The sequence below is a fragment of the Aureimonas sp. ME7 genome, assembly GCF_903970965.1.
Classification (GTDB): domain Bacteria; phylum Pseudomonadota; class Alphaproteobacteria; order Rhizobiales; family Rhizobiaceae; genus Aureimonas.
Map to the genome: position 1 here is coordinate 308,449 of NZ_CAJCKW010000003.1, position 16,561 is coordinate 325,009.

General features: G+C 67.9%; 17 protein-coding genes, 1 tRNA gene and 1 riboswitch. Of the genes, 12 read left to right on the forward strand and 6 right to left on the reverse strand.

What is annotated here, in order from left to right; all coding sequences use genetic code 11:
* Positions 1-495: 495 nt before the first annotated feature.
* On the forward strand, positions 496-639 hold the full coding sequence (locus H7A85_RS08010) for a DUF1127 domain-containing protein (protein ID WP_182085391.1): 144 nt from the start codon (positions 496-498) through the stop codon (positions 637-639).
* A gap of 204 nt (positions 640-843) precedes the next feature.
* Complete coding sequence (locus H7A85_RS08015; protein WP_182085392.1) at positions 844-2,538, forward strand: EAL domain-containing protein; 1,695 nt, start codon at positions 844-846, stop codon at positions 2,536-2,538.
* 132 nt (positions 2,539-2,670) lie between these two features.
* Here the strand turns inward: H7A85_RS08015 and H7A85_RS08020 are convergent, their stop codons facing one another.
* Positions 2,671-2,883 (reverse strand): hypothetical protein, encoded by a 213-nt coding sequence (locus tag H7A85_RS08020; RefSeq protein WP_182085393.1) that lies wholly within the window; start codon positions 2,881-2,883, stop codon positions 2,671-2,673.
* Between the two features lie 258 nt (positions 2,884-3,141).
* Here H7A85_RS08020 and H7A85_RS08025 point away from each other — a divergent pair, with 258 nt between their 5' ends.
* From H7A85_RS08025 to H7A85_RS08045, 5 genes are read left to right on the forward strand one after another with little or no spacing between them, the layout of a single operon-like run.
* Complete coding sequence (locus H7A85_RS08025) at positions 3,142-4,188, forward strand: ABC transporter substrate-binding protein (protein ID WP_210270230.1); 1,047 nt, start codon at positions 3,142-3,144, stop codon at positions 4,186-4,188.
* Positions 4,185-5,171 (forward strand): iron ABC transporter permease, encoded by a 987-nt coding sequence (locus H7A85_RS08030; protein ID WP_182085394.1) that lies wholly within the window; start codon positions 4,185-4,187, stop codon positions 5,169-5,171. Before H7A85_RS08025 ends, H7A85_RS08030 begins: the two co-directional genes overlap by 4 nt.
* On the forward strand, positions 5,168-6,145 hold the full coding sequence (locus H7A85_RS08035) for an iron chelate uptake ABC transporter family permease subunit (RefSeq protein WP_182085395.1): 978 nt from the start codon (positions 5,168-5,170) through the stop codon (positions 6,143-6,145). The genes H7A85_RS08030 and H7A85_RS08035 overlap by 4 nt, the downstream gene beginning before the upstream one ends.
* Positions 6,142-6,921: an ABC transporter ATP-binding protein gene (locus tag H7A85_RS08040; RefSeq protein ID WP_210270231.1), complete on the forward strand. Its 780-nt coding sequence runs from the start codon at positions 6,142-6,144 to the stop codon at positions 6,919-6,921. Before H7A85_RS08035 ends, H7A85_RS08040 begins: the two co-directional genes overlap by 4 nt.
* A 54-nt stretch (positions 6,922-6,975) precedes the next feature.
* Positions 6,976-8,394, forward strand: coding sequence for an FAD-binding oxidoreductase (locus H7A85_RS08045; protein WP_182085396.1), 1,419 nt, complete (start codon positions 6,976-6,978; stop codon positions 8,392-8,394).
* 49 nt (positions 8,395-8,443) lie between these two features.
* Here H7A85_RS08045 and H7A85_RS08050 read toward each other — a convergent pair whose 3' ends face one another.
* The 3 genes from H7A85_RS08050 to H7A85_RS08060 form a co-directional block, all read right to left on the reverse strand.
* Complete coding sequence (locus H7A85_RS08050; protein ID WP_182085397.1) at positions 8,444-9,697, reverse strand: serine hydrolase; 1,254 nt, start codon at positions 9,695-9,697, stop codon at positions 8,444-8,446.
* Between the two features lie 95 nt (positions 9,698-9,792).
* Positions 9,793-10,185: a Co2+/Mg2+ efflux protein ApaG gene (apaG, locus tag H7A85_RS08055; protein ID WP_182085398.1), complete on the reverse strand. Its 393-nt coding sequence runs from the start codon at positions 10,183-10,185 to the stop codon at positions 9,793-9,795.
* A 102-nt stretch (positions 10,186-10,287) separates the two neighbouring features.
* Complete coding sequence (locus tag H7A85_RS08060; protein WP_182085399.1) at positions 10,288-11,484, reverse strand: O-succinylhomoserine sulfhydrylase; 1,197 nt, start codon at positions 11,482-11,484, stop codon at positions 10,288-10,290.
* A 55-nt stretch (positions 11,485-11,539) separates the two neighbouring features.
* Positions 11,540-11,616: riboswitch (SAM riboswitch) on the reverse strand.
* An 88-nt stretch (positions 11,617-11,704) separates the two neighbouring features.
* On the opposite strand from H7A85_RS08060, the gene H7A85_RS08065 reads away from it, so the two are divergent.
* The 3 genes from H7A85_RS08065 (at position 11,705) to H7A85_RS08075 (ending at position 13,976) form a co-directional block, all read left to right on the forward strand.
* Positions 11,705-12,787 carry a 2'-deoxycytidine 5'-triphosphate deaminase gene (locus H7A85_RS08065; protein ID WP_182085400.1) on the forward strand — a complete coding sequence of 361 codons (1,083 nt, stop codon included), beginning with the start codon at positions 11,705-11,707 and terminating at the stop codon, positions 12,785-12,787.
* Positions 12,788-12,845: 58 nt separating this feature from the next.
* A tRNA-Gly gene (locus H7A85_RS08070) sits at positions 12,846-12,920 on the forward strand.
* 210 nt (positions 12,921-13,130) lie between these two features.
* Positions 13,131-13,976: a prohibitin family protein gene (locus H7A85_RS08075; protein WP_182085401.1), complete on the forward strand. Its 846-nt coding sequence runs from the start codon at positions 13,131-13,133 to the stop codon at positions 13,974-13,976.
* A 48-nt stretch (positions 13,977-14,024) separates the two neighbouring features.
* Here the strand turns inward: H7A85_RS08075 and H7A85_RS08080 are convergent, their stop codons facing one another.
* The gene (locus H7A85_RS08080) at positions 14,025-14,231 is read right to left on the reverse strand and encodes a hypothetical protein (RefSeq protein WP_182085402.1); all 207 of its coding nucleotides are present in this window, start codon (positions 14,229-14,231) and stop codon (positions 14,025-14,027) included.
* Positions 14,232-14,558: 327 nt separating this feature from the next.
* Here H7A85_RS08080 and H7A85_RS08085 point away from each other — a divergent pair, with 327 nt between their 5' ends.
* Together H7A85_RS08085 and H7A85_RS08090 are read left to right on the forward strand one after the other, a co-directional pair.
* Complete coding sequence (locus H7A85_RS08085; RefSeq protein WP_182085403.1) at positions 14,559-14,831, forward strand: hypothetical protein; 273 nt, start codon at positions 14,559-14,561, stop codon at positions 14,829-14,831.
* Positions 14,832-14,903: 72 nt separating this feature from the next.
* Positions 14,904-15,386 carry a hypothetical protein gene (locus H7A85_RS08090; RefSeq protein WP_182085404.1) on the forward strand — a complete coding sequence of 161 codons (483 nt, stop codon included), beginning with the start codon at positions 14,904-14,906 and terminating at the stop codon, positions 15,384-15,386.
* Positions 15,387-15,411: 25 nt separating this feature from the next.
* Here H7A85_RS08090 and H7A85_RS08095 read toward each other — a convergent pair whose 3' ends face one another.
* On the reverse strand, positions 15,412-16,557 hold the full coding sequence (locus H7A85_RS08095; protein WP_182085405.1) for an osmoprotectant NAGGN system M42 family peptidase: 1,146 nt from the start codon (positions 16,555-16,557) through the stop codon (positions 15,412-15,414).
* Positions 16,558-16,561: the final 4 nt, after the last annotated feature.

Genomic DNA, 16,561 nt, shown 5'->3' on the forward strand with positions numbered 1-16,561 from the left:
CCGGTGCTCCCCGTGCCGGAGGGCGTTTCGTTGCGCAAAGCTGAACGCCGGCCACCCAGCGCCACCGATCGTTCACGATGCCAAGCGACTGTTTTCGTTCATCATGTCTAGCATCGGATCGTTCACCCGCATCCCGCATTCTCATCCTCACAAGGCCGAAACAATCGGTCGATCGAGCGGGCAGAACCGTTCAGCAGGGTGCGTATCGTCGGCGGCAAGGTCGCTCTTTCCAGCGGGATCTCGAAAACCATGAACGACAATCGGACCATCTCCCTTCCCGCCCTCCCGCGCCCGAGCGAAGCGGCGCAGAAGGTTCTTTCCCTCTTCCGTTGACAAGCGCGTGATGCGCTCCAGGACCCTCCCGCCATGCGCAGGGCTCCCATGCGGTCTTTGCGCTAGTGAGGGATGGGGCGTCCGGGTACATCTCTCCTCGTCGAAACGAAACAAACAGCGCAGCTTCCATCGACGAGAAGCGCGACCCGAAAGGACAAGACCATGGGCATCGCACGTTCCTTCCAGACCTGGCGCCAGTATCGCAACACGGTCAGCGAGCTGAACCGCCTGTCGCATCGCGAGCTCGCCGATCTCGGCATCTCGCGTTCGGAAATCCCGGCTCTCGCCCGTCAGGCGATCCGCTAACGCATCATCGGTTTCGCGACGGCCATTCTCCTCCCAAAGGCCGAAGCGGATTTAGCCTGCGATCCTCCTCCCACGCAGGCTAGTCTCGACGCCCCACCGGTCCTCCCCCGGTGGGGCGTTTTCGTATGTCGGACTTATTTTCATGATCGAACCAACGATTCGATAAGAATCGCGCGATAAGCTTCCGCCATCGCGGAGGTTCCTGTGACCAAGAAGACCATTGCCCCCGATCTCATGTATCGCCTCCTGGTTCAGGGGGTGAAGGACTATGCCATCTATCTTCTCGGCGCCGATGGCACGGTGCTGAACTGGAACGCCGGGGCCGAACGGGCCAAGGGATACAAGGCCGACGAGATCGTCGGGCTGAATTACGAATGCTTCTACTCGCCCGACGACCGGGCCAAGGGCATCCCCAGGCGCAACCTCGACCTCGCCTTGCGCAACGGGCATCTGACCACGGAAGGCTGGCGCCTTCGCAAGGACGGCACGGCCTTCTGGGCGCGCGTCGCGCTCGACGCGATCTACGACGAGGACGGGACGTTCGTCGGCTTCGCGAAGGTCACTCGCGACCTGACCGAGCAGCGCGCCAGCGAGCAGCGCTTCCAGCATCAGGCGCGGCACGACGCGCTGACGGGACTGCCGAACCGCGACGGCCTGATCGAGTGTCTGGAACTCGAACTTCCGCAGATCGCCTACGGCTCCCCCATCGCCGTGCATCACGTCGATCTCGATCGGTTCAAGCCGATCAACGACATCTATGGCCATCAGGTGGGCGACCAGGTGCTCCAGGAAGTGGCGAAGCGCCTCTTCGCCGTGGCGGGTGCGTCCTGCGTGGTGGGCCGGCTGGGCGGCGACGAGTTCGCCGTGCTTCAGTTCGGCGCGCCCGGTTCGGGCAGCATGGCGGCGATGGCCAAATCGATCGTCGAAGCGCTTTCCGTTCCGATTGCGGTCGGTCCTCGGCTGCTGGAGATCGGGGCCAGCGTCGGCGTCGCCTGCGCGCCCGGCGACGCCACGGATCTGAACGAACTCCTGCGCTGTGCCGATCTGGCGCTGCACACCGCGAAGGAAAACGGGCGCAACGGTTTCCGCTTCTACGAGGCGGCGATGGGCGAAACCAAGCTCGCCCGCCGCCTGATGGAACTCAAGCTTCGGCACGCCGTCGCGGCGAAGGACTTCGTTCTCGCCTACCAGCCGATCGTCAACGGGCAGAGCAACAGGACGGTGGGGTTCGAGGCGCTGCTGCGTTGGACCGACCAGACGGGCCAGCCGATCTCGCCCGCCCTCTTCGTGCCGATCGCCGAGGAGATGGGGCTGATGCCGGAACTGGGCGAATGGGTCCTGCGCACGGCCTGCGCGCAGGCGACGGCTTGGCCGGACGACGTCACCGTGGCGGTGAACCTGTCGCCGACGCAACTCAACGACCCCCTTCTCTTCGACCTCGTCGCCCAAGTGCTTCGCGAAACCGGGCTGCCGGCCCGCCGACTGGAACTCGAGATCACCGAAACCGCGATCCTGGCCAATCTCGGGGCGGCGCGCGAAACGTTGAAGCGCCTTCGCGGCCTTGGCATCAGCATCGCGCTGGACGATTTCGGCACGGGCTTCTCATCGCTCTCGCTCGTGCGCGAGCTTCCCCTGACCCGCATCAAGATCGACCGCAGCTTCGTGTCCGACATCGACGGCGGCTCGCGGACCACGGCGGTGATCGAATCAGTGGTCGCGCTGTGTCGCGGCTATGGCCTGAAGACCACCGCCGAGGGCATCGAAACAGACGGACAGCGGCTCGGCGTCATGATGAGCGGTTGCAGCGACCTCCAGGGCTATCTCCTCGGGCGACCCCAGCCCGCCTCCCAGATCGAGTGGCCGGGAACGACATCTGTCGCCGCTTCCATCGAGGCCTGAGTTCTCGCTAGAAGCGATTTCCGAGCCATTCAGCCCCCTAGGCATTGAGGGGAGATCGCATCGCGACCGACGAGAAATGCCGCCGAAAAGGCGATGGCGGGGCTCAACCCGGCCGCAAACCGCTCCGGTGGCTCAGGACAGAACCACCTCCAGCCGGATGATGCCTTCGATCCCGTCTTGCGCCGGACTGTGGATGACGGCGCGAACCGTGCCGGTGCGCGACTGGGCGTTTCCGGGATCGACGACGATCGTCTCGCCCACCCTCGGCAGGGAGCGGAACCGCAGGAGCGTGGACGGCGAGGCGGCATCTCCGTCGCAGATCTCGACAACGCAACTCACCGTCATGGACTCTCATCCCAATTGATCGTGCCCAATATGATCGAGTGGGCATCTGGTTCCCGGCGTCCACCCTTCAACACGCGTCCATCCACAGATTCGCATCCACCAGCAGGTCGACGATGGGGTTGGGATGTAAGGCGGAAAGATTGTTGATCGCAATATTCAGCTTTGCGATCGCACGCCCCCTTCCATATAGGCTTTCGACCGGTACGGCGCCGCCGACGGCGGCCGAGGCGATGCACGGACGCGATACGAAAGGCGGACATGATGCCAGCAGGGCAGGGCAGGAACGGCCGACGGACGGCGGCAAGGGCGCGGCTCGAACTGTCGCGCCGCACGTTTCTGGGCGCGCTCCTGTCCTCCTGCGCCGTGCCGCAAGCCCTCGCGCAAGCACCGGGCGATCTCCGCTTCGCCCACGCCTTCGGCGAGTTCGTGCTGCCGAAGCCCGCCACGCGCGTGGTTTCGCTCGGCTACACGTCGCATGACGCGCTTCTCGCCCTTCAAACGCAGCCGATCGCGGTGCGCTACTGGTTCGGCGACCAGCCCCATGCCGTCTGGCCTTGGGCCGCACCCTACCTGAACGGCGCGGCGCCGCAGGTTCTCACCGGAGAAGTCTCGGCCGAGGTCGTCGCCGCGCTCCAGCCCGACCTCATCGTCGGCATCGGCTCGGGAATTTCGGAAGCCGAATATGCGCTTCTTTCGCAGATCGCACCGGTTCTCATGCACGACGCCGGGTCTCCCGCCTACGGGACGCCGTGGAACGAGATGACGCTGACGCTCGGCCGCGCGCTCGGCAAGGATGGGCTGGCGGGCGAACTCGTGGCGGGCGTCGAGAAGCGCTTTGCCGACGCGCGGGCGCGCCATCCGGATTGGGCCGGGCGAAGCGCCGTGCCCGCCTATCATTTCGGCGGCGAGACCGGCGTCTTCACCGCCGTCGACACGCGCGGGCGATTTTTGCGCGAGCTTGGCTTCGTCGTGCCCGACGAACTCCAGCGCCTGGCCGGCGAGAACTTCTATGCCGGCCTGTCGCCGGAAGATCTCTCCGTGCTCGACGCCGATCTCCTGATGTGGATCTCCTCCTTCGAGGAAGCACCCGACCTCGTGAACCTGCCGATGCGCAAGATGCTGCGCGCCCATTCGGCAGGCCGTGAGGTGTTTGCGGGCGGCGTCGTGGCGGCCGCCATGTCCTTCGGCAGCGTCCTGTCGCTTCCCTTCGTTCTCGACCGGACCGAAGCCGACATCGCCGCCGCGCTGGACGGCGATCCCGCGACCGAGGTGGCGTCTGCGGTCAAGGCGGGTCTTGCCCCTTGAAGGCAGCCGTCGCGGTTCTGGCGGTTCTCGTCGCGGCCTGCCTCCTGACGCTGTGCGTCGGTGTGCGCCCGGTAGCCCCCAGCGAAATCTGGCAGGCCTTCACCGCTTTCGACCCGGCCGACCCGGCCCATGTCACGATCCTCTCCATTCGCTTGCCGCGCCTTCTCGCCGGTCTGATCGCCGGTGCGTCGCTGGGCGTTGCGGGTTCGGTGATGCAGGCGTTGACGCGCAACCCGCTCGCCGACCCCGGTATTCTCGGTGTCAGCGGTGGGGCGGCCCTGTCGGTGGTGCTCGGCTCGCTCTTCATCGGCGCTGCCGATGCGGGTCTGACGGCAGCGCTTGCTTTTCCCGGGGCGGCGGCCGCGTCGCTTGCCGTCGTGGCGCTCGGCGGCGGCTTGAAGGGGGACGCCGGTCCCGTGCGGCTGACGCTGGCGGGCATGGCGCTCAACGCGCTTCTCCTGTCGGCCGTGTCCGCCGTGGTGCTGGTGCGCTCGGATTCGCTCGACGTCTTCCGCTTCTGGGTCAACGGCTCGCTGGCGCAGGCCGCGGACCGGCCGCTTCTCGCCATGGGCCTCGTTGCGGGGGGCGCGGGGCTCGGAGCGCTTCTCCTGGCGCCCCGACTCGAAGTGCTGCTTCTCGGCGCCGCCCTGTCGCGCGGGCTCGGCCTCGCCCTCGTGCGCACGCAGGTCGCCGCGCTTCTGGCGATCACGCTCCTGACCGGCGCTTCCGTCGCCGTTGCCGGGCCGATCGCGTTTCTGGGGCTGATGGTGCCGCCGATGGCCCGGCGCCTTGCCGGGCATCGCATGCGCTTCGAACTCTTCGCCTCCGCTGCTCTCGGGGCGAGCGTCCTGCTGCTGGCCGATACGATCGGGCGGCTGATCATCGCGCCGGCCGAGGTTCGTGCGGGCGTCATGACGGCGCTCGCCGGCGGGCCGGCTTTCGTATGGATCGCCCGTCGCCTCGCTTCGGGAGCGCGGGTATGAAGGGCGCCGCCGTTCTCCTCGGCGCGTTGCTTCTCGTTCTCGCCCTGTCGCTGATGCTCGGCGAGGTGATGCTGTCGCCCGTCGACCTTGCGCGGGGACTGGTGACGGGGGAGGGGCCGGCAGCGCTGACGATCCGAGTCATTCGCGGACCCCGCGCGCTCGCGGCGTTGGGGGCGGGGGCGGCTCTCGGCTTGTCGGGCGCGATCTTCCAGACGCTTCTGCGCAACCCGCTCGCCTCGCCCGACATCATGGGCTTCACCTCCGGGGCGGGGCTTGCGGTGGTCGTCGCCGTCGCGTTCGGCCTCGTTCTGCCCTTGCCGCTGGTCGCTGCCGGCGGAGGCCTTGCGACGGCGGCGCTCGTCGTCGCCCTGTCCCACCGGCGCGGGCAGGCCCTGGCTCCGCTGACGCTCATCCTCGTCGGGCTCGGCGTCGGCTTCACGGCGAGCGCCTTCGCCTCGTTCCTGGTTCTGCGCCTGCCCGTCGCCGAGGCATCGGAAGCGCAGCGCTGGGTTTCGGGATCGCTGGCCGCTCGGCGCTGGAGCGATGTGGCGCAGGTCTGGGGCATTGGCGCCGGCCTCGCGCTCCTCCTGGCCGCGCAGTTGCAGGGCATGAAGCTCCTGGAGCTCGGTCGCGATCTGGCGACGGGGCTCGGCCTTCGCGCGGAACGGGCGCTTTGGGGCCTGGTCGCGACGGGCGTGCTGCTGGCGGCCGCCGGGGTCGCCGTCGCTGGGCCCATTCCCTTCGTCGCGCTGATGGCGCCGCCCATCGGTGCGATGCTGACGGGCGCGAGAACGCCGGGCGCCCGGTTCGCTGCCGCCGCGGGCACGGGCGCGGCCATCGTGACCCTTGCCGATCTCCTGGCCCGAATCGCAATTCCCGGCATCCAGCTTCCCGTCGGCGTTGCCACGGGGCTCCTCGGCGCGCCCTATCTCCTGTGGCGGCTGTCTCGCGAAATGGAAGGCGGCCGATTGTGACCGACGCGACGCTGGCGGCCGAGCGCCTGACCCTCGGATACCGCGACACCCGCGTGATCGAGGACTTGTCCCTGACCATGCCGACGGGGCGCGTCACAGCGATCCTCGGCCCCAACGGCTGCGGCAAGTCCACGCTTCTCAAGGCCTTCGCGCGCCTCATCGCTCCGGTCTCGGGGCAGGTGACGCTCGGCGGCGAGGACGTGAACGCGACCAACACCAAGCAACTGGCGCGGCGCCTCGCCATCCTGCCGCAGGCGCCGATCGCACCCGACGGGATCACAGTGGAAGAGCTCGTCCGGCGCGGGCGCGCACCCTGGCGCGGCGTCTTGGCGCCATGGAGCGCGGCGGATGCGGCGGCCTGCGAGGATGCGCTGAAAGCGGTGGGCATGGAGGCCTTGCGCGCCCGCCCGATCGGCCAGCTGTCCGGCGGCCAGCGCCAGCGCGCCTGGATCGCCCTCGCGCTCGTGCAAGCGACGCCCGTCCTGCTTCTGGACGAGCCGACGACATTCCTCGATCTGCCCCATCAGCTCGAGGTCCTGTCGCTGCTTCGCCGCCGCAACCGGGACACCGGCATCACGGTCGTCAGCGTTCTTCACGACCTCAACCTCGCCGCGCGCTTTTCCGAACATCTGATCCTTCTCGGACCGCACGGTCTCGTGGCGGCCGGCACGCCGGAAGAGGTGCTGACGGAAGCCCATCTCCAGACCGCCTTCGGCCTTCGCGCGCGCGTTCTGCCCGACCCCGTCGCCGGCACGCCGATGGTGGTGCCGTTGTAACGGTCGGCGATCTCGCCTTTATCGGCGAATGATTTACGCGTGGGAGCAGTCGACATGAACCAGGATCTGGCCGAGAAACTGGCGCGAGCGTTGGGGCCGAAGGGCTGGATCCTCGGCGACGAGGCGGCATCCTATCGTCGCGACTGGTTGGATCGCTACGGCGAAATGCCGCTCGGCGTCGCTCGGCCGGCGTCTACGCAGGACGTCTCGACGGTCTTGGCGCTCGCCTTCGAGGCGGGTGTGCCGGTCGTGCCGCAGGGCGGCAACACCGGCCTTTGCGGCGGGTCGGTGCTGGGGGCGCCGGGCGGCATCATCCTGTCGCTCGCCCGTATGGCCGCGATCGGCGAGCCCGACCGCGCCAGCGGTTCGATCGAGGTGGAAGCCGGCGCGGTGCTGGCGCGCCTGCATGCGGGCCTGGAGGGCACGGGGCTGATGTTTCCGCTCCATCTCGGTGCCGAGGGAAGCGCGCAGATCGGCGGGTTGATCGGCACCAACGCGGGCGGCAGCCACGCCTTCCGCTTCGGCATGATGCAAGACTTTGTTCTCGGCCTCGAAGTGGTGCTCGCCGACGGCACGGTGTGGAACGGTCTTCGCGCGGTCCAAAAGGACAATGCCGGCTATCAGTTGCGCCGCCTGTTCGCCGGCGCGGAAGGCACGCTCGGCGTGATCACGCGCGCCGTCCTGAAGCTCTACCCCGAGCCCTGCCAGCGCGCGACGGCGCTGCTGGCACTGCCGGGCGAAGCGGCGGCCGTCGCCTTCGGAACGCGCCTGCGCGCCGAGGCCGGCGAGGTGCTGACTGGGCTCGAGTTCTTCTGCGATCTCGGCCTCGACCTGGCGCTTCGCCATGTTCCAGGCCTCAGCTATCCGCTGGAGGCAAGGGGTGGCACCTATCTTCTGGTCGAGGTCGCCAGTGCCTCGCCGAAGATGCCGCTGGACGACATCCTGTCCGCCACGCTCGAATGGGGCATGGCGGAAGGCCTCGTCCTCGACGGGGCGCTGGCGGCCTCGCAGGCCCAGCGCGCCGCCTTCTGGCGCTTGCGCGAGGAGCAGCCGGAGGGCCAGCGGCTGGAGGGCGCGCAGCTCAAGCACGACATCGCCGTGCCGCCTGGTCGTATCGCCGAGTTCGTCGGAGAGGCTGGGGCGCTGTGCGAAGCCATCCTGTCGGGTGTGCGCATCAACCCGTTCGGGCATCTGGCCGACGGCAACATTCACTACAATCTGTCGCCGCCGGAAGGCTCCGCCGACTTCTCGGAGCGGGGCGAGGAGCTCGCGCTCGCCATCGCCGGGCTGGCGACGCGGATGGGCGGGAGCTTTGCCGCCGAACACGGCCTCGGCCAAGCGAAGGTGAAGCTCGCCGACGCGCTGCGTTCGCAGACCGAGCGGCAGCTGATGCGATCCATCCGCCGCGCGCTCGACCCGAGTGGTCAGCTCAACCCTTGGGCCTTGGCGCCGCTGAACGACGAGACGGGGTGAACCCCGGATCAGGAATCTGGGGCACCTTCCATAGAGGCCGCCGAGCGCGTTAGTTCAGCGCTTCGGCCACGGCGTCGAAGAAGGCCATCGGATCGACCGGCTCCTTGCCGGTGGGCTTGGGCTGGGCGCCGAAGGTCACGATCACGACGTTCTCAGTCGGGTTGATGTAGATGTTCTGCCCCTGGATGCCGACGGCCGCGAACGCCTTGTCGCGGATCGAGGCTTCCGTCCAGCCGGTCCACCACATGTAGCCGTAGTCGAGCTTGGTGCCGTCCTTGAGTTTCGTCGGCTGCGAGGCTTCGGCCACCCAGCCGTCCGGCAGGATCGAGGTGCCGTCGATGCGCCCTTGGTCGAGGAAGAACAGGCCGAAGCGTCCGTAGTCGCGCAAGGTGGCGCTGATCCCGCTGCCCCCGATCTCGGACCCGTCCGGCGAATCCAGCCACCATTCGGCGTCGGCCTCCATTCCGTAGGGAATCCAGATCTTCTCCGACAGGTAGTCGGCCAGCGGCTTGCCGACGGCGCCGCGCACGATCTCGCCGAGCACCTGCGTTTCGCCGGTCGAGTAGTTGTTGACCGTACCGGGCTCGGCCGCGCGCGGCAGGCTCGCCATCAGCTTCATCGCCGATCCCGCTTCCTGGCTTACTTGAGCGCGCAGCAGCGCCCGCCGATCCGATTGGGGGTCGGTATAGGTCTCGTTCCAGCGAACGCCCGAACTCATCATCAGGACGTCGCGCAAGGTGACGCCCTCGTAGGCGCTGTTCTTCAGGGCGGGCACGGACGCGGTCACCGGGGCGTCGAGACCGGGAAGCTTGCCTTCCTTGATGGCGATCGCGGCAAGCGTCGAGGTGATGGATTTCGCCACCGACATCGACATCCAGCGCGTGTCCGGCCCGTTGCCGCGCTGGTAGGCCTCGAAGGCGATCTTGCCGTCCTTCAGAACCAGGAGCGCGGTGAAACTGTCCAGCGCCATGACGTCGTAGAGGTCGTAGGTTTCCTCGCCGAGCGTGAACCGGACGTCGCCGAGCGGACGTTCGGCCTGCGGCAATTCGTGGACCTTGCCCCCGGCCTTGATCTCGCGCGTGGGAAACAGCCGGTCGATGTTGCGATAGGTCGAAACCGCCGCATCCGGCAGGAGCTTGCCGTCGTACATCTCCTCCACCGTGCCGATCGGCTCGCCGGCGTGGCGGTAGGGCGCCTGTGCCAGGGCGGGGGAGGCGAGAAGGCCGGCGAGGACGGTCGCCAGAAGGGGAACGGATGCCCTTGCGCGGCGCTTTCCACGTGTCGTCGCTTGGCTGGTCGTCATGTCCCGCTCCCTCTTGCCGCCGCGAATCCCCGCGGCTCGCCCCGGAGGGTGGCCGCATCGCACGACGAGGGCAAGACGCAGGACTGCGGGAAGCGCTAGTTCAGGACCCGCCGTTCGGCCGGCGCATCCAGCGAGAAGGCGGGAATGGCGATCTCGAAGATCGTGCCGTCGATCAGCTGCATGCGGTAGTGCCCGCGCATGATGCCGGACGGCGTCGGCAACGGGCAGCCGGACGTGTAGGTGAAGCTGTCGCCGGGGCCGAGGATCGGCTCCTCGCCGACGACGCCGGGGCCTTCCACCGTCTCGACATGGCCGCGAGCGTCGGTGATCTGCCAGAAGCGCGAGCGCAGCTGCACCGTGTCGCGCGAGCCGTTGTCGATCTCGACGCGGTAGGCGAAGACCCAGCGGCCCGCATCCGGGTCCGACTGGTCCTTGAGGAAGCTCGGCGTCACCCGCACGGTGATATGGCGCGTCGTCGCCTGATACATGATCGCTTTCTCGGGAATGGCCCGAAGCACGAGGCTTCCGAACGTCCGTGTTCTAGCCGCACCCGCCCGAGGAATGCGGCCAAAACGAGATGATGCCCGACGTCAGACCGCCGCCAGCGCCCGTTCAACGTCGTCCACGAGGTCGGCTGCGTCCTCGATCCCGGCCGACAGGCGCAGGAGCCCGGGGCCGATGCCGAGCTCGGCGCGCGCATCCTCCGCGAGGTTCTTGTGCGTGGTCGTGGCGGGATGGGTGATCAGGCTCTTCGCGTCGCCGAGATTGTTGGAGATCTTGACGATCTCCAGCGCGTTGGAGAAGCGGAACGCCGCTTCCTTGCCGCCGGTCAGCTCGAAGGCGAGGAGTGTCGAGCCGCCCTTCATCTGCCGCTGGATGATCTCGGCATCGGGGTGATCCGTTCGGCCCGGATAGATCACGCGCCCGACCTTGGGCGAGGCGGCGAGCGCATCGGCCAGCCGCGCGGCGTTGGCGGTCTGCTGCGCGACGCGAAGCGGCAGGGTTTCGAGGCCCTTCAGAAGCGTCCAGGCGTTGAACGGCGAGAGCGAAGGGCCGGTGTGGCGGAAGAAATCCTGCAGCTCCTCCGCGATCCAGGCCTCCGTGGACAGGATGACACCGCCCAGGCACCGGCCCTGGCCGTCGATATGCTTGGTCGCCGAATACACGACGACGTCCGCCCCGAGCTCGAGCGGCTTCTGCTGCATGGGCGTGGCGAAGACATTGTCGACGATGAGCTTGGCGCCGGCCTCGTGGGCGATCTCGGCGACCGCCGCGATGTCGATCACCTCCAGCGTCGGGTTGGTCGGGCTTTCCAGGAAGAACAGCTTGGTTTCCGCCCGCACCGCCGCCTTCCACTGCGCGAGGTCGCGCCCGTCGACCAGCGTGCAGGCGACGCCGGCGCGCCCGAGCACGGTCTCGATGATGTAGCGGCAGGAGCCGAACAGCGCGCGCGCGGCAACCACGTGGTCGCCGGCCTTGACCGAACATTGGAGCGCCGCCGAAACGGCGGCCATGCCCGACGCCGTCGCGCGCGCGTCCTCCGCCCCTTCCAGCGCCATCATCCGCTCTTCGAACATGCGGGTCGTCGGGTTGGCGTAGCGCGAGTAGACGAAGCCCGGCTCGTCGCCCTTGAAGCGCGCTTCGGCGGCCTCGGCGCTGGGGTAGACGAAGCCCTGCGTCAGGAACAGCGCCTCGGAGGTTTCGCCGAAGCTTGAGCGAACCGTCCCGCCATGCACCATCTCCGTGGCGGGTCGCAGGCGTTTCGCGGTGTCGTTCTTCTTCAGCATGGCGCGTCTCCGGGGCCGCTTGGCGTGATCGACGAAACCAAGGAAAGCCGCTCGGATGATCAGCGAAACGGCCTTTAGCAACTTGGTTTAACGTGGCTGCAAGCCGGCCGGCAAATCACCACGATCGATCGAAGCCTTAGTCCCGCGCGCGCGGGAAATCAATCGGCTTCTCCCTCGTGCTAAACGCTCCCTTAAGCACCTTCGCCCTAAGGACTGGAGCATGACCGGCGGCATCCTTCCCGATCGCGACATCGCGCGTCTCCATGCGAGCGGACACATCCTGTCCGAGCGGGCGTTCGACGCCGATCAGATCCAGCCCGCCAGCCTCGATCTTCGGCTCGGTGCCAAGGCTTTTCGCGTTCGCGCCAGCTTCCTGCCCGGGCGGGGACGGTCGGTGGCCTCCAAGCTCGACTACCTGTCGATGCACGAGATCGACCTCGGCGGCGGCGCCGTTCTGGAAACCGGCTGCGTCTACGTGGTGCCGCTGCTCGAAGCCCTGGCACTGCCGGAAGGCACCCGTGCCGCTACGAACCCGAAAAGCTCCACCGGGCGCCTCGACATCTTCACCCGCGTTCTCACCGACGGGGCGCAGGAGTTCGACAAGGTGCCGGCGGGCTACCGGGGGCCGCTGTTTCTCGAGATCAGCCCGCGCACCTTCCCGATCGTGGTGCGGCCCGGCTCGCGCCTGACGCAGATCCGCTTCCGCACGGGCGACGCGGCCCTCAGCGAGGGCGAGCTTTCCGCGCTCCACGGCGAAGAAAAGCTGACGAGCGCCGCCGACGCCAACATTTCCGGCAACGGCATCGCCCTGTCGATCGATCTCGCGGGCGACGAGACCGGACTCGTCGGCTATCGCGGCAAGCGCCACACCGGCGTCGTCGACGTCGACGCGCGCGGGGCGCAAGAGGTGTTGGACTTCTGGGAGCCGATCCGGCGAGGGGCGAGGGGCGACCTCGTTCTCGACCCGGACGAATTCTACATCCTCGTGTCCAAGGAGGCGGTCCACGTTCCGCCCGCCTATGCGGCGGAGATGACGCCGTTCGACCCGCTGGTCGGCGAGTTCCGGGTGCATTACGCCGGTTTCTTCGACCCCGGCTTCGGGCATTCAGGCGCCGGCGGCACGGGGTCGCGCGCGGTTCTGGAAGTGCGCAGCCACGACGTCCCCTTCATCTTGGAGGACGGCCAGATCGTCGGGCGTCTCGTCTACGAGCGCATGTCGGCGCTGCCCGACCGGCTCTACGGGCGCGAACTCCAATCGAACTACCAGGCGCAGGGCCTGAAACTCTCCAAGCATTTCCGCTGAAATCCGCCCCGCGCCGGCTTGACGGGGCGAGGCCTTGCGGGCAGTGTCCCGTCCGAGCGCGGGCGTAGTTCAGCGGTAGAACGCCAGCTTCCCAAGCTGGATGTCGTGGGTTCGATCCCCATCGCCCGCTCCAATCCCATTCTCGATCACCTTGCCATCCGCCTCGCCGAACGCTTGCGTGTTTGAGGTTCGTCTTGCGCGTGTGTTAACTCGGTGAGACCGGCCGGACGAACGGGCGAATCGGAGGGTGGCATGGGTCTGCGCATCGTCGGAGCCATCGTGGTGGCGGTCGTGATCGTCATCGGCGTTCAGACCATCTACAAATGGGTGAGGGAGAAGAACCTTGATCGGTAGGATCGCCTTCGGCGTCGGCGCCGCGTTTCTGGTGCTGGCCCTCTTCGGCTCGTTCTATACGGTGGATGAGGGCGAGCGCGCGGTGGTGCTCTACAACGGGCGCGTCAGCGAGGTCGCCGAGCCTGGGCTCCACTTCAAGAAGCCGCTTCTGGAAGAAACCGTCCCCATCTCGATCCGGCAGGAGAACTACCGCTTCGAGAACGTCTCGGCCTACAGCCAGGACCAGCAGATCGGAACGCTGGTGCTTTCGGTCAACGTCCAGCCGATCGCGGGCGAGGTGGCGCGCATCTACAGCGAGTTCGGCTCCGTCGAGGCCATGGTCAACCGGGTCCTGGCGCCGCGCGTCAACGAGGAGGTGAAGACGATCTTCGGCGGCTTCACGGCCGCCTCGGCCATTCGCGATCGCGGCAAGCTGAACGCCGACATCGAGGCGGCGATCCGCGCCAACATCGAGGGCGCGCCGTTCCAGCTCGTGTCGTTCCAGTTGGAGAACATCGACTGGTCCGACAGCTACGAACAGGCGGTGGAAGCGCGCGCGACGGCCGAAGCGGGCGTTGCGACCCAGCGCCAGACGCTGGAGCGCGAGAAGGTCCAGGCCGAGATCGCGGTGACGCAGGCCAAGGCGCGGGCGGACTCGTCGGTGGCCGAAGCCAAGGCGCGGGCCGAGGCGACACGGCTGGCCGGCGAAGCGGAAGCGGCCGCCATCCGCGCCCGCGCCGCGGCGCTCGCCGACAATCCCAACCTCATCGAACTGACCAAGGCGGAGCGCTGGAACGGCGTTCTGCCGACGACGATGGTGCCGGGAACGGCTGCGCCCTTCCTCAACCTGCGTTGACGCTCACGAGATTCGTCTCGTGCGGCGGTCCGATGCGCGGCCGGCCGTTCATTCCTGTGCGGGCGCTGCAGGAACCGGGGTCGGCGTCACCTCCCGAATGCGCTCCTGCGCGCCCTGGATCCGCTCGACCTCGCGCGCGCTTCGCCCGTCTCGCGCATCGTTGACGAAGAGAATAGCAAGCACCACCGCGACCCCGATGCACAGGCCCAGCAGCACGTAGCGGGTCGTCTTCTTGGCAGCTGTCTTGGCTCTCATCGTCCCTTGTCCGTGCCGTCTCCGATGCAAAGGCGAAGGCGGAGCCCGGCAATCGGTTCCATGACCGATGGTTGTCCAGCCGGTGCTCATAGTCGGACGCTGCCGCAGGGGCCGACGTAGCGAATGATGATGAACAGATCGACGGTGGGGGTGCTGACCTCAAGGGTGCATTGGATGCCTTAGCCTTTCCCATCGGACCGAGAAGTCCAGGACCGAGGAGGGCAACGCAACCACACCGCCTGGGCGGCGCGATCGAAAGTCTATCGCGCCGATATCCCCGTCCGTTCGGGCATGACGATCATGGGAGCCTTCGAGAAGGAGATGCCCATGCCCGCCCGCGATACCTACCTTTCCACCGCCACATCCATGGCCGGCCCCGCCAACAGGCTGTTCGCGGTCACGCCGGACGACGGCGCGGATCTCCCGTTCGTCACCACCGGACTCTATGTCGGAGGTGGCGGCGACCTCGCGGTGAAGGATCGCGAGAGCGATGCCACCGTGGTGTTTCGCAACCTGGGGAGCGGGGCGGGCTTGCCGATCCGCGTGGCGCGCGTTCTGGCGACCGGCACCACGGCCACCGACATCGTCGGGCTCGCCTGAGCGCCCCGCGCCGCAGGGGAATCGACGTTTCGCGAAAGGCGCCTATTTCCCCTTCCGTTGCGGGAGGTTGCGATGAAGCGCTTCATGATCTTGGCCGCCACGCTGCTCGGCTTGTCGGGCTGCGTGTCGGATTATCCGGGCTACGATCCCTATTATGGGCCGGACGTCTACGCGCCGCGTCCCGTCGTGGTCTACGAGGACCGGTATCGGCCGCGGCCGATCTACCGGGACTACTACCGCGATCGGCCCTACTACCGGGACCGCGCCTATCGCGACCGTCCGTATCGCCCCGGCCCGGACCGGCGCTTGCGCGACTACGACCGTCCGCGCGATCGGCCTTATGACGGGCCGCGCCCGGTGCGTGGGCCGGATCGCTACGACCGTCCGGCGCCGCCGCCGCCGGTGGTTCGGGCCGATCGCGGCATCAGAACCGGGCAGCAGCCCGGCATCGACGCAGGCCGCGCCTTCGGCGGACGGGCGGTGGCGGCTCCCCCGCAACGCGGTCCCCGGCCCTATATCCCGCCGCGCCCGGCAGGGGCGGCGGACGGGACCTGACCGCGCACGCGAGCGTAGCCGGGCGCTAATCGGCGTCCGGCTCGAAACCCAGCCCGGCATCCGCGGGCGGCTGCTCGGTGAAGCCTTCGAGCCCGCCGTGCTGCTGCATGTCGCGCTCGATCTCGAGCGGGGAAACGGCATAGGCGGTCAGAAGCTCGGCCAGCGAGCGCAGGGCGTGGACATGGATGCGCTCCCAGCCGTGCGAGGCATCGACCCCGAAGGTCACGAGCGCGGTTCGCACGTCGTGCCCGGCTTCGACGGCGGAAGCGGAGTCGGAGCGGTAGTAGCGGAAGACGTCCTTCTGGAAGCGGATGTCCTCATCGCGGCAGAGGCGCACGAGCTTCTTGGTCAGATGGTAGTCGAACGGGCCGGTCTGGTCGGCCATGGCGACGGTGACGCCGAACTCGGACGAGTTCTGGCCCGGCGCCGAGGTTCCGTTGTCCACCGCCACCATGGAGGCGACGTCGGCGGTCAGGATGGAGGCGGCACCGACGCCGACTTCTTCCGCGATGGTAAAAAGCCAGTGCGTGTCCACCGGGGTCGCCGACTTCTCCCGCTCCAGCGCCTCGATCGAAGCCAGCATCACCGCGACGCCCGCCTTGTTGTCGAGATGGCGCGAGACGATGAAGCCGCTGTCGGTGAATTCCGGCTGCGGGTCGATCGCCACCGTATCGCCGACGTCGATACCGAGCTTCAGCGTTTCGTCCTTGGAGCGCGTGTGGGCGTCGATGCGTAGCTCCACATAGGGCCAGCCGACGGGTAGCGTGTCGACTTCCTCGTTGAACGTGTGGCCGGAGGCTTTCAGCGGCAGGATCGTGCCCCGAAAGGACGCGTCTTCGGAGAGAATGGTCGCCCGCGCGCCTTCCGCAAAGCGCGCCGACCAGGTGCCGATCGGCACGAGTTCGAGGCGCCCGTTCTCCTTCACCGACTTCACCTGCGCGCCGAGCGTATCGACATGGCTGACGATGGCGCGCGCGGCGGCGCGTCGGCTGCCCTGGCGCAGTGCGCGGATCGCGCCGCGCCGCGTCAGCTCCACGGTCAGGCCTAAGCGCTGCAACTCCTCGCTGACATGGCGGACCACCGAATCCGTGTAGCCTGTCGGGCTCGGGATGTGGAGGAGCGCCTGAAGCTGGGCGACGAGATAGTCGGTGTCGATGGAATGGCGGGCCATGAAT